Annotated in this window: 11 protein-coding genes; all 11 read left to right on the forward strand. The window is 57.0% G+C overall.

The genetic code is table 11. The features are described 5' to 3' along the window. Positions 1 to 6: 6 nt before the first annotated feature. The 11 genes from IC609_RS10920 (at position 7) to IC609_RS10970 (ending at position 12,169) form a co-directional block, all read left to right on the forward strand. Complete coding sequence (locus IC609_RS10920) at positions 7 to 813, forward strand: TatD family hydrolase (protein WP_191819519.1); 807 nt, start codon at positions 7 to 9, stop codon at positions 811 to 813. An 83-nt stretch (positions 814 to 896) separates the two neighbouring features. Continuing rightward, positions 897 to 1,556 (forward strand): ankyrin repeat domain-containing protein, encoded by a 660-nt coding sequence (locus tag IC609_RS10925; protein WP_408611025.1) that lies wholly within the window; start codon positions 897 to 899, stop codon positions 1,554 to 1,556. A gap of 315 nt (positions 1,557 to 1,871) precedes the next feature. Then, positions 1,872 to 2,258 (forward strand): hypothetical protein, encoded by a 387-nt coding sequence (locus tag IC609_RS10930; protein ID WP_191819521.1) that lies wholly within the window; start codon positions 1,872 to 1,874, stop codon positions 2,256 to 2,258. A gap of 91 nt (positions 2,259 to 2,349) precedes the next feature. Then, positions 2,350 to 3,978, forward strand: coding sequence for an Eco57I restriction-modification methylase domain-containing protein (locus tag IC609_RS10935; RefSeq protein ID WP_191819522.1), 1,629 nt, complete (start codon positions 2,350 to 2,352; stop codon positions 3,976 to 3,978). Beyond that, positions 3,975 to 4,892 carry a XamI family restriction endonuclease gene (locus tag IC609_RS10940; RefSeq protein WP_191819523.1) on the forward strand — a complete coding sequence of 306 codons (918 nt, stop codon included), beginning with the start codon at positions 3,975 to 3,977 and terminating at the stop codon, positions 4,890 to 4,892. The genes IC609_RS10935 and IC609_RS10940 overlap by 4 nt, the downstream gene beginning before the upstream one ends. Before the next feature lie 6 nt (positions 4,893 to 4,898). Further along, positions 4,899 to 5,411, forward strand: a complete 513-nt coding sequence (locus IC609_RS10945; protein WP_191819524.1) for a hypothetical protein — start codon at positions 4,899 to 4,901, stop codon at positions 5,409 to 5,411. 965 nt (positions 5,412 to 6,376) lie between these two features. Then, positions 6,377 to 8,809, forward strand: a complete 2,433-nt coding sequence (locus IC609_RS10950; protein ID WP_191819525.1) for a VirB4 family type IV secretion/conjugal transfer ATPase — start codon at positions 6,377 to 6,379, stop codon at positions 8,807 to 8,809. A 19-nt stretch (positions 8,810 to 8,828) separates the two neighbouring features. After that, a complete protein-coding gene (locus IC609_RS10955; protein ID WP_225224122.1) occupies positions 8,829 to 9,884 on the forward strand; it encodes a type IV secretion system protein in 1,056 nt (351 codons plus the stop codon). Positions 9,885 to 9,891: 7 nt separating this feature from the next. Further along, positions 9,892 to 10,482 carry a type IV secretion system protein gene (locus IC609_RS10960; RefSeq protein ID WP_191819527.1) on the forward strand — a complete coding sequence of 197 codons (591 nt, stop codon included), beginning with the start codon at positions 9,892 to 9,894 and terminating at the stop codon, positions 10,480 to 10,482. Between the two features lie 35 nt (positions 10,483 to 10,517). Further along, positions 10,518 to 11,216, forward strand: a complete 699-nt coding sequence (locus IC609_RS10965; protein WP_191819528.1) for a virB8 family protein — start codon at positions 10,518 to 10,520, stop codon at positions 11,214 to 11,216. Then, a complete protein-coding gene (locus IC609_RS10970) occupies positions 11,213 to 12,169 on the forward strand; it encodes a TrbG/VirB9 family P-type conjugative transfer protein (RefSeq protein WP_191819529.1) in 957 nt (318 codons plus the stop codon). Before IC609_RS10965 ends, IC609_RS10970 begins: the two co-directional genes overlap by 4 nt.

The following is a 12,169-nucleotide window of genomic DNA, read 5'->3' on the forward strand; positions in this document are numbered from 1 at the left end:
CCCTTCATGTTCATTGATTCCCACTGCCATTTGAATTTTCCGGAGCTGCGCAGCCAGCTGGACGACATCCTGGCCGCCATGCAGACGGCGCAGGTCCACCAGGCCATGTGCATCTGCACCACGATGGAGGAGTTCGACAGCGTGCACGGCCTGGCCGCCGCGCACCCGCATCTGTGGGCCACGGTGGGCGTGCACCCTGACAACGAAGGCGTGCACGAGCCCAGCGTGCAGGAGCTGATTGACGGCGCAGCCCGGCCCAAGGTCGTGGCCATTGGCGAGACCGGGCTGGACTACTACCAGATGGACGAGCGCAAGGGTGGCCGCACCGTGGCCGATCTGGAGTGGCAGCGCGAGCGTTTTCGCACCCACATCCGGGCGGCGCGGCACACGGGTTTGCCCATGGTCATCCACACCCGCCAGGCCTCGGACGACACCATCGCCATCCTCAAGGAGGAGGGCGAAGACGGCTCGGCCAGCTCGGCACGCGGGGTTTTTCACTGCTTCACCGAGAGCCAGCAGGTCGCCCGCGCCGCGCTGGACCTGGGTTTTTACATCTCGTTTTCGGGCATCCTGACCTTCAAATCTGCGGCCGAACTGCGTGAAGTGGCCGCATTTGTGCCCGATGACCGGCTGCTGATCGAGACCGACAGCCCGTATCTGGCCCCGGTGCCGCACCGCGGCAAGACCAACAACCCGTCTTATGTGCCCTATGTGGCCAAGCTGCTGGGCGAGCTGCGGGGCACGTCCACCGAGGCGATCGGCGCCCTGACTGCGGCCAATTTCCACCGACTTTTTGCCCGAACAGCACCTTGAATCTTCAAGTAAAACTTTAAATGTTCAACTTTAATAAGATTAAAAAGTCCATTGTTTTTATTGGATTTTTTTTGAATTTTTCCTTGTCTTTCGCAGGGGCGTACGACGACTTTTTCCGCGCCATCATGGGCGACGATGCACGCAGTGTTCAGTCGCTGTTGCAACGCGGGTTTGACCCCAACACCGTCAACCCTGAAGGTGTTCCAGCCCTGATGCTGGCCTTGCGCGTGCCCGCGCCCAAGGTGGCCGACGTGTTGGTCGGCTGGCCACAAACCAAAGTCGAAGTCCGCAACGCCCAGGACGAAAGCCCCTTGATGCTGGCCGCTTTGCGCGGCCAGCTGGATTTGGTCAAAAAGCTGGTGGAGCGCGATGCGGACGTGAACAAGACCGGCTGGACGCCGCTGCATTACGCCGCCACAGGTGGCCATGTGCCCGTGATCGAGTTTTTGCTGGAGCACAGCGCCTACATCGACGCCGAATCGCCCAATGGCACCACGCCCTTGATGATGGCGGCCATGTACGGCAGCCCTGAAGCCGTCAAACACCTGATCCAGGCGGGCGCTGATTTGCAGGTCAGGAACGGTGCCAACATGACGGCCTTGGACTTTGCCCAGCACGGCAATCGGCCCAACAACATTGAGCTCATGCAGGAAGGTCTGCGCCGTGAAGCTGAGCGTGAAGCACGAAAGAAAGCTGCTGCAGCAGCAGGCACTGCGCAGACAGCACCTGCATCATCGCGCTGATCACAAGCCATTTGGATGTGATCTGAACAATGCCAGGGCGCGAGCCAACTGGCATCTTCAATCCCTCTGTTTCAATGCATTATTAACTTCATACGATGTATATTATGTAAAGTGACATACAGAACAAAAAAAAAGAAGCTGAAACCGCTCTCAAACATCGGCGCTGCTGGCTCGAATCAGCCCCCTGCATCCGCCTGACTGGTTTATACCTAAAAATCAGCAAGCAGGCAAGGATAATTTTCTGAGGGGTGCATCACCAGGCCAAACTTCCAAAAATCGGTGGGATATCTTTTCATTATTTTGGGAGCGAATCTGATGCAAAAACTCTACTCATTGGCCCCGCGTCAACTGCCAGCATTGTCCACGATGGTCGCAGATCTCACCAACCGGCATCCTGAGGCCATTGGAAACCATTTGGGTGTATCCGCTGACACGGTACGCAGGTGGTTGAAGGCGGAACAAGCACCACGGGCCTCAATGCTTGCCCTGTTTTGGGAAACGCGCTGGGGGCTATCTGCACTTGATGCTCAAGCCGTCAACCTGGTCCGTTCGCATATCGGCCTTAACAATGCGCTTAGGGCTGAAAACCAAAACCTCCACAGAAGGATTCAGCGTCTTGAGTCGATCGGTCAGTTTGGATGCGCAAATGAACCCTTCCGTGACTCTGTGCACCGTGAACCGAGCCTAAGGCATGTTCGTTGACCTGAAATGCGCGTAATAATCGGCTAGAGACAGTGCTAATTGATCGAGGAAAGCGCATGAACAAAATCGACGTGAACGGAGACGGTGCCTGATGGCCTCGAACCGTGTTCCTCGCAAGCTGCTTGCAGCAGGCCTCGGCAGTGAGTCGGAGCTGGTGTCCCTCTGCGTTGCCCTGATCGGTGGCGCCAAGGGCTTGTCTCAGGCCGAGCGCGCTTTGACCGCCAAGACCGGCTCGCATGCGCTCCCGGTCGCCGTAGTGGAGACGACCAGGCGCGCGATCGCCAAGGGTCTTGATCCGCTCGGCGATGCGTTTGCCGTGGTGCGCTCAGCGCTGGCTCGGCGCAGTGCCGGTGCGGTCTACACCCCTGCCCCTATCGTCAAGTCGATGATGACCTGGCTGGCCACCCAAGATGCGCCCGCTCGCATCGTTGACCCAGGAGCAGGGTCGGGTCGCTTCATCCTGGCCGCCGGCGAGGCCTTCCCCCAAGCGCAGCTTGTCGCAGTGGAACTTGACCCTCTCGCAGCCCTGATGCTTCGCGCCAACCTGGCGGTTCGTGGCTGGTCGAGCCGCGCGACTGTCCACGTCAAGGACTACCGCGAGCTGACGCTGCCGCGATGCAATGGAACTACGGCCTTCATCGGCAATCCGCCCTATGTGCGGCACCACGACATCGCCGAGGACTGGAAGGCGTGGTATTCCGAGCGTTTGGCCACAATGGGTATTCGAGCAAGCGCTCTTGCGGGCCTGCACTTGCACTTCTTCTTGCAAACCCGGCTGCTGGCGAAGCCAGGCGACGTTGGTGCATTCATCACCTCGTCAGAGTGGATGGATGTCAACTACGGTTCAGCCCTGCGTCGGTTGCTCCTGGATGAGCTGGGCGGCATAGCGCTGCATGTGCTTGATCCCAAGGTCGAAGCGTTCCCAGGTACTGCGACGACGGCCGCCATCACCTGCTTTCGGGTCGGCGAAACAGTCGAGCCCGTCAGGGTACATTCGATCGACGAGCTGGCTCACCTCAATGGGCTGGCCAAGGGCGTCGACGTGCCGCGTGCTCAACTCTCCAGCGCGCCCCGCTGGTCGATTATCGTGCGTCCTACCCTACCGGCCGCCGAGGGCGACTTGGAGCTGGGCGAGCTGTTCCGTGTGCATCGCGGCCAAGTGACAGGTGCGAATGCCATCTGGATCGCGGGCGAGCATGCTGACGGGCTCCCTGAACGGGTCAAGATTCCCTCGGTCACGAAGGCCAAGGACTTACTCCAGGCTGGTGATCGTTTGGCATCGGCAGCTGCCCTGCGCCGTGTGGTCGACCTTCCGCCAGAGCTGGATGATTTCACGGCCGCTGAGCGAAAGCGCATCCAGTCGTTTCTTTCCTGGGCGCGTACTCAGGGCGTGCATGAAGGCTACATTGCCCAGCACCGCAAGGCATGGTGGTCGGTGGGCCTGAAAGACCCGGCTCCGATCCTTTGCACCTACATGGCTAGGCGTCCGCCTCAGTTCACTTTGAACGATTGCGGCGCACGGCATATCAACGTGGCCCACGGCCTCTATCCGTGCCAAGCGCTTCCTGCTGATGTCCTTGCTGGGCTGGTAAGCTGGCTGAATAACAACACGACACAGGGGAGCGGGCGTACCTATGCGGGCGGGCTGACGAAGTTCGAGCCTCGCGAGGTCGAGCGGTTGCGCATACCCAGCGTCGACCGACTACGAGCCATCGCATGAGCAATCTACCTCCACGCTGGACAACAGCAGAACTCACCGAAGCAGCAGCAATATCGTCCAATCAGTTCCGGGCCGAGCGCCTGGCGTCGAGCGACGCCTGGGGTCAGCAGTACACGCAGGCGCGAGCCAAGTTCGAGAAGCTATTTGAGGTGTTGGGCAATCTCGCGCCCGGTGGCGTGAACGATACCCAACTCGCTGCGGCCTACACCAAGGGCCTCGGCGAGGCCTTCCGCTACTTGGCTGGGCCGCCGATCTCCGACGATGACCTGCAGGTCCTCGCCGATGTCGAATCGATCACTCCGAGCGTGCTGTCGAAGAATAACGACTCCTTGCGCAAGGTGTTCCAGGTCATCTCGACGGTTATTGACCCGCACCGCTTCCCGTGGATTGCCAACGATGCTGCCCCGACCGAGCAGCAACGCGAGGCCGCCTTGCTGGCTTCATCCGTTCTGCTTGCCGCACAGCGGATCGCGACCGAGCGTCGCAACGATGGCAAGACCACCCAGGAGTCCAAAGTCAAAGACTACCTGACAAGCCTTGGTTTCACGGGCGTCCCACCCGTCACCATCACCACCATCGTCAAAGGCCCTGGGCCTATGCAGTTCTGCGCTGAGTGCCAGCTTGGCGAGCGCAAGGCGGATGTGGTCGTTCGGTTGCATGACACTCGGTTGCTGGCCATCGAATGCAAGGTGTCGAACAGCGCGACGAACAGCGTCAAACGCCTCAACAACGATGCCGCCGTGAAGGCCGAATACTGGCTCAAGCAATTCGGCACGGCCCAGGTGGTTCCCGCTGCCGCGCTGGCAGGTGTCTACAAGGTGCTCAATCTGCAGCAGGCTCAGACGCGGGGGCTTGCCTTGTTCTGGAGTCACGACCTGGACGCCCTTGGTGCTTTCATCCAAAGCACAAGGTGATCCACGATGCCGAAGCAGCCGCCCCCCTTCTTCGCGCAAATGCTCGCGAGCGAGCACGCCGAGTCCATCTACTACGCTGGCCTCTTCCGCATCAATGGCAAAGTCTGGGCTCTGACCGGAACGGGTAAGAGTGAAGCTGGTAGAGCGGCAACGGCCAAAAGGCCCGATGACGATCTGGCCCGCGATTCCGTTGCTTTCGTGCGTGACGGGAAAATGCTGATGGGCCGTTATGACCTCAGAACGCTCAATCCTGAAATGCTGAACGACCTCCACGCGCTGCATCCATTGAGTGCTGTGGTCTATTGCCTCTCGGAGGCAGAGACTGCCAAGGCGTTCGCCAATCGCCCGCTTGAGTTGGTCGACGTCGCCCCTGAAAACGTGGGACTCATGCTCAGCAAGAGCGTCTATCCCGCGCCGATGGTGCAGCATTTTTTAACGCCTACGAGCTGGCCCACCTGTACAACGACGAGCGCCGCTTGCAGCACTGGCTCAAGCTCACTGCGGGCGCTTCTGGCGTGAGGTGGTTGCTGGCGCCTTGGATGCCTACTGCGGCCGATAAGGGCGCCCTCTACGCCTCGCTGGCGGTCTGAGAATGGCTGACTTTAACAGGCGCCAACGGCTTCGGCGATTACCAGCGCCTTGATCATGCTGATTGGAGCAGGGACATCTACCCGGCAATATTGAGTTGCACAGACTGAAAATGTGCGTAAGATCTGAACACTCGCAACCCCTGCTGCTTCGTCACAGGACTCAAAGGCCGCTTCGCGGCCTTTGCCTTTTGGCTGGGGCGTCAAATCCGGATACCCGTTTTTTCAGCGGCCGTTGAAACACGTTGCATTTCCCTCTTGAATTCTTCCTTCCCTAGCCGAAAATGTCGATGCACGCGCGATTGGGCGACAAAATAGAACAGATATCTTGCAATTTGTTGATCAATGCCGTGCAAGTTGTTTGTAGAAAGTTTTGTGATAATATGCATACCGTGGTACTCCGTCCTCACCTTTTGTGCTGAGTTCGACGCCCTCACGTACAGCACTGCACCCCCTTCAAACCCGCATGGTTACTGGCTTTGCGGGTTTTTTCATGCCCGCAGCCCGTCCACTGCGTCAAGCGCCTTCCACCCTCGCTCATCGCCCACGCCTGGTCGGCTCTTCACCCCATGTCTTTGAGAAAAAATCGCATAACCCTTTGATTTCATTGGGAAATATGTCGAATTGCCCTGTCTGAAATATCTGTCCGTTTTTTTGCACACCCCGTGCAAGTTTTCGGCTGAAAAACGCTTGACACCCGGGCACAGTCTGGCCGTGCGCTGCCTTGACCCCAGCGCACGGTCAGTCCATCTCCTTGGACTGTCCATGTCCTGAAGGCCGGGGGCGACAGTCCCCGGCTCTTCTTTGATCGCCCTGTCAGGTGAGAGATGCAGTCAGTAAACGCCCATGGTTCGTTCAGCGCAACAACTCCAAAAGATCGCAAATGCAGAGAAGTGCTTGGGCGACTATGTGCCGTTTTCTTCAGAAATCGCTCCCGGCGTCGTCAAGCTCAAGAACTTCAACGGCTACCTGACCACCTTCGAGATCGAAGGTGTCCCATTTGAAACAGCTGGCGAAGACCAGATTGACGAATACAACCTGGCACTGCACCAGTTCATCAGCGCCTTGAGCGGAGGAGCCTACGCCCTGTGGACACACAAGGTGCACATGCGCGTACATGAGCAGCTGCAGGACAACTTCACCAATGATTACAGCCAGAAGCTGGCCGCCCAATATCGCAAGCGGCTGACGCAAACCAGGCTCATGCGCACCTCCATGTATTTGACAGTCTTGTATCGCCCCGGTGAGCTGGCGGTTTTCAAGAACGTTGCCAGCGGCTCGTCCAAGCAAATGGCGGCGCTCGAGCGGGAGGGTATTGATCAGATCAGCGACATTGCGGCCAGGGTTGCAGCGAGCTTGCGTCGCTACAAGCCTCGGCGCTTGATGCGGTTTGAGAGAAACGGCCTGCAATATTCCGAACTGCTGTCTTTTTTGCATTTCACAGTCAATGGTCACTGGCGTGACATGCCCGTGACGCATCGCCGCGTGGCAGATTTGTTGTGCACTTCGCGCCTTACGGCTGGTGATCGCTCAGGCGTACTTCAACTGACATCTCCCGATCGCATTCGCTATGTCAGTTGTCTGGAGATCAAGGACTATCCAGAAAAAGTCTCTCCCCTCTCGCTGAGTAAGACGCTCTACCTGGATCAGGAGTACATCGAGACGCAGTCCTTTTCGATTTTGGGCAATCGGACCGCCCTCACCCGCTTGCGTCAGCAACGCGGTCAACTTAAAGCAGGTGGTGAGGCCAGCGAGACGGAGATTCAAGAGTTCGACCAATTGCTCGACCAGGTCAACCATGGCAGCTTGGTCGTGGGCGAGTACCACTACAGCCTGGCGATCTTCAGCGACACACTGGACGATAAAGGAATCAAACGAGACCGATCGGAAGCAGCAGCAGCCTTGGAGGAAGGTGGATTCAAGACCGAGGTGCAAACCACGGTTCCTGAGGGCGGATGGTTCTTTCAGATGCCGGGGAACTGGCGTTGGCGTTCACGCGAGGCGCTACTCACGTCTTGGAATTTTTGCAGCCTTTCACCCCTGCACAACTTCATGGCGGGCAAGAAAACCGGCAACCCTTGGGGCGAAGCGGTCTGTATTTTTGACAGTCCCAGTGGACAGCCATTTTTCTTCAACTTCCACTGCTCCCCCGAAGACCACGACAACACGGACGACAAGCTACCTGCAAACGCCTGCATTTTTGGCAAAACCGGGGTTGGCAAAACCACCACAGAGATGTTCCTCATGGCGCATCTCAACAAATTCCGCAGTCGGGTATTCATCCTGGATCTCGATCGCAGCACCGAGATCACGGTCAGGCGCATGGGTGGGACTTATAAGCAGTTTGCACGCGGTGTGCCAACGGGCCTCAATCCATTTCAATGGCCTGACAGCACAAAGACACGGGCCTTTTGTCGGGACTTAGTCACGCAGTGCCTCACGTTTGGACGATCTGCACTGACGGCCGATGAAGAAAATCGCTTGAGCTTGGCCATCGATGCCGTATTCGGAATGCGCGTTGAGACCCGACGTCTGGCCATGCTGCATCAAAACCTGCCAGGTGTGGGCATGAACTCCCTTCAGGACCGATTGGCGCGCTGGATTGGCGATGGTGATCTGGCTTGGGTACTGGACAACCCAACCGACACCCTGAATCTGGAGGAGGCAGAGATCTGGGGATTCGATGGCAGTGACTTTATCGATGATGCGCAGGTCTGCCCCGTGGTCACCATGTGCCTGCTTCATCTGTTCGAGGACATGATCGACGGTCGTCCTATTGCGTTGTTCCTGGAGGAGTTCTGGAAGTACCTCGGTTCTCCCGTGTTCTCAAAATTTGTTAAAGACAAGCTCAAGACCATCCGTAAGGAGCAAGGCTTTGTGGTCATGGCCACTCAACAACCGGATGATGTCTTGGCGACGGAACTTGCCAAAACGGCTGTTCAGCAGCATGTCACAGGGCTGTTCTTGCCTAATCCCCGTGCCGCCTATGTGGACTACGTGACCGGCTTCGGTCTTACCCCGCAGGAATTCGAAATCTTGCGCTCACTGCCGGTGGACTCTCGCGCATTTCTCGTCAAGCAAGAAGATCGAAGCGCCATCGTGCGGCTGGATCTAACCGGGATGCACGAAACCATAGCGGTTCTGAGTGGCGACACAGAAAGCTCCGAATTGCTGGCAGAAATCCGATCCCAAGTAGGCGATGACGCAAGCGATTGGGAGCCGATTTTCATTGAGCGCATGCAGCAAAAGCGTGCAGGGAAAAAACTGGTGGCCAACGCCCGCGCTGCCAACGCACAGCAAGTCCAGCCTTTGAGCCTGTTTGGAGCCTGATATGGGTGTTGCAACGTACATGGAAACTCAACTGGATCAAGCCCTGACCAGTTACGTGACCTCCACCAGTCAGGCATTGACGGTTTACCTGGTGCCCATCGCTGGTTCGCTGGTGTCGCTCTATTACGCATGGACGGCCTTGGCCATGATGCGTGGAGATGTGAACGAACCAGGCAGCAAGCTCACCAAAGATGTCTTCACCATGACGTTGGTGTTCATGGTGGCACTGTCCGTCGGTCAGTACCAGAACTTTGTGATTCAAGGTGTGTATGGCTTGGTATCGGACTTGACCTCACGAGTGGCCGCCGGGGGGGGCGACTCGGTGGGTGTTGTGCTCGACAAGATTTTTTCCGACTGCGTGGCTATGCCCGGAGAAGCTCAATGTTACCCAGCCGATGAGGTGCTGTGGAAGTTGGCGCTCAAGCACAGCAATGCCATAGGTTTTCCAGAGTTCAGCTACATGCTTGCAAGTCTAATTTTGGGAGTCGCAGAAATTCTCATTGTGGTCCTGTGCTTGTTGCCCGTCCTGCTGTCAAAAGTCGCGCTGGCGGTATTTCTTGCCCTGGGGCCTCCGTTCATTTTGTGCCTGGCCTGGCCTGTGAGTCGCCAGTATTTCAACTCCTGGCTGTCGGTCACTTTGGGCAACGCTTTGACCTTGGTGATCGTGGCTGCAATCTGCGCAATTGTCCCCGTCTTGTTCCAGCAACTGCTCGCTGAAGGATGGCGCAATCTGCCCACTGATGGAAGCGCCGTCTACAAGCGCATGCTAGGTGTCCTGATCGCCGCCATCGGCCTTGGCTTCACCGCTCTTAAAGCAAGTCAGATGGGTGCGCAATTGGCTGGCGGTGGTGTTGCCATGGACGGCAGCGGCTTTGCTGGTCAGGTGATTAATGCCGTCACAAATATGGTGGGCCGCAAGCAAGGCGGAAATCCATCCAGCGCCCAATCCTCACCGGACAGTCCATCCTCGCCCAACAACACCGCTAGTAAAGGCGCCTCTGATGGTTACAAGGCAGGACATGCATCCGGGCGTGCTGTCAAAAACGTGCTGGATGCTCTCAACAAAAGAAAGTGAATCACCCATGAATAGCTTCTTTGGCTCAATGCGGAAAGCCGTTACCTTGGCTCTTACAGGGTTATCCGGCGCAGCAATCGTTTGGACGCCTTACGCCCACGCGCAAGGAATCCCGGTCATTGACGTTGCTGCCATCGCACAGGCCATCGAACAGGTGCGAGCCTGGGAGGCTCAGTACAAGCAGATGGTGGATTCTCTGAACCAGCAAAAGCAGATGATCGATAACACCACAGGCATTCGCAACTTGGGGATGGTGAGCAACGCGATCACACGCAACGTGCTACCGCCTGACATTGGTCAGCTGCTCCAAGCTACTCAGTCACACGATGCACTGAATTTACTGGCCTCCAGGAATTTTGGGGCGCTCAGTCAAGCCATGCAAACCAGATCCGCACAGATCCAGGATCTGATGCGCCAAATCAATCAGACCCAGGATGCCAAGAGCATTCAAGAGCTGACCGCGCGCATTCAGGCCGAACAGGTTATGGCAACTGGCGAAGCGAAAGAAGCCGATTGGCTGCGATCTCAAGTGCAGTTGCAATCACAGGCCATTGACCGCGCTCATCTTCAAAAAATGATCAACCCAGGCGCTCGCTAAGTCAAGCGCGCCCCCCCGCCCTTTGGAAACCCACTATGTTTGGCAAGAAGAAATCTCCACAAAAAGCCGCACTGCCTAATGTCGACGGCTTGAGCTTTGAAGCAGACCTGGCTTCACGCAGCTACCGCAGCGAGCGCCTGGCCTGGATTTTGGTTGCCACCCTCGTCGTGATCATGGGCATGGCTGTGGCAGCGGTGCTGGTGATGCTGCCTTTGAAGCAGACCATCCCTTACTACATCTTTCTCAACAAAGAGAGCGGCGCCACACAAGCGGTGGTTGTGAACGAGCCCACAAGCATCAGTACCAATGAAGCACTGGCACGACACTGGCTTTCGCGCTATGTGAGTGCACGCGAGCGATACGTCTACCGCTTGCAGCAAGAAGACGTCGATTTTGTCATGACTACCAGTGCACCACTGATTGCCAGGGAGGTGGTCCAACTTTATGAAGGCCCTACCGGCAAAGACAAAGTTTTGAAAGAGACGGTTGAAGAGCGCATCTCCATTCTCAGCGTCCAAGTGACGCCAGGAATTATGGGGCGCGGCACCGTGCGCTACCAAAAGATCACTTGGCGTGCTGGCATGCGTGAGCCCGAGAGTGTCAAGACCTATGTGGCCGATGTTGCCTTTGAGTGGATACCAGTCAACGGTTGGGGCACCAAGGACTTGCTGATGAATCCTTTGGGATTTTCTGTGGTTGCCTACCGAACTACGGAAGAACTGGAGGCGCGATGAATCGCATCTGGTATCGCTTTGTATCAATCCGAAGACTGGTTATCTCGACTGCCATTTCCAGTGTGACTTCCCATGCCGCCATTTTTCCTACCCCAAGTCCTTCAGATCGGCGTGTGGCTTTCGCAGATTACAAATCCGACGACGTGATAGTCATTGCGACTTCCCTGGGCGTTGTTACTCGAATTGTCCTGGGACATGATGAAAAAATCCTGCGAGCGCCAGACACGGGGTTTCCCTCCAACTGTGATGAACCCTCACTCGAATGGTGCATTCGTGCCGAGACAGGGCAAAACCAGATCACTGTGAAACCGCGCAAGGGTGCGACGCAGAACAACGTGGAGGTTTCAACAGACAAACGAGATTACAGCTTTGTCCTGCATCGCATGGACGGAGCTGAAAAATCGAAAAATGTTTTTTACCGAGTGATCCTTCGCCATCCAATGCCTGTACCGCCAAGCTCGCATGTGAGTTTGGTGCCTGCTGCTGGTACAGGAGCTGAAGCCGCATCTTCGGCAATGGATGGTCCATCTGCCAAAACGCCTGCAGACGCCAAAGCACGCAATTACCCCAGACCCAGTGTCCGTAACGTGTCTTATTCGGTCAAGGCCGAGGGAAATGCCGCCAGTTTGTTGCCCAGCGTGATTTTTGATGACGGGCGATTCACCTACCTGAAGTTCCCTCGGGCGGTCGAGGTTCCTGCTGTTTTTGTTGTCGATGACAGTGGGCAAGAGGTTCGTGTCGCCTTTCACTCTGAGCGACTGTTGGCCGATCCCAATCAGCCAGGCGACGAAGTGGAAAACGACTATTTGGTGATACGGCGTGTGGCCCGATCTTTGCGCCTGCGCATGGGCACACTGGTCGCCGAGGTGCTCAATGACCGTTTTGATGCACAGGGCATTGAAACGTTCAATGGAACGACCACGCCAATGCTGCGACGGGAGGCCAAACCGTGA

Origin of the sequence: Limnohabitans radicicola, from assembly GCF_014837235.1 — a bacterium.
Taxonomy (GTDB): Bacteria; Pseudomonadota; Gammaproteobacteria; order Burkholderiales; family Burkholderiaceae_C; genus Limnohabitans_A; species Limnohabitans_A radicicola.

Coding starts and splice junctions, on each gene's coding strand:
- IC609_RS10970 (WP_191819529.1), top strand. CDS start 11,213: ATGAATCGCATCTGGTATCGCTTTGTATCAATCCGAAGACTGGTTATC.
- IC609_RS10955 (WP_225224122.1), top strand. CDS start 8,829: ATGGAAACTCAACTGGATCAAGCCCTGACCAGTTACGTGACCTCCACC.
- IC609_RS10940 (WP_191819523.1), top strand. CDS start 3,975: ATGAGCAATCTACCTCCACGCTGGACAACAGCAGAACTCACCGAAGCA.
- IC609_RS10960 (WP_191819527.1), top strand. CDS start 9,892: ATGAATAGCTTCTTTGGCTCAATGCGGAAAGCCGTTACCTTGGCTCTT.
- IC609_RS10935 (WP_191819522.1), top strand. CDS start 2,350: ATGGCCTCGAACCGTGTTCCTCGCAAGCTGCTTGCAGCAGGCCTCGGC.
- IC609_RS10945 (WP_191819524.1), top strand. CDS start 4,899: ATGCCGAAGCAGCCGCCCCCCTTCTTCGCGCAAATGCTCGCGAGCGAG.
- IC609_RS10930 (WP_191819521.1), top strand. CDS start 1,872: ATGCAAAAACTCTACTCATTGGCCCCGCGTCAACTGCCAGCATTGTCC.
- IC609_RS10920 (WP_191819519.1), top strand. CDS start 7: ATGTTCATTGATTCCCACTGCCATTTGAATTTTCCGGAGCTGCGCAGC.
- IC609_RS10965 (WP_191819528.1), top strand. CDS start 10,518: ATGTTTGGCAAGAAGAAATCTCCACAAAAAGCCGCACTGCCTAATGTC.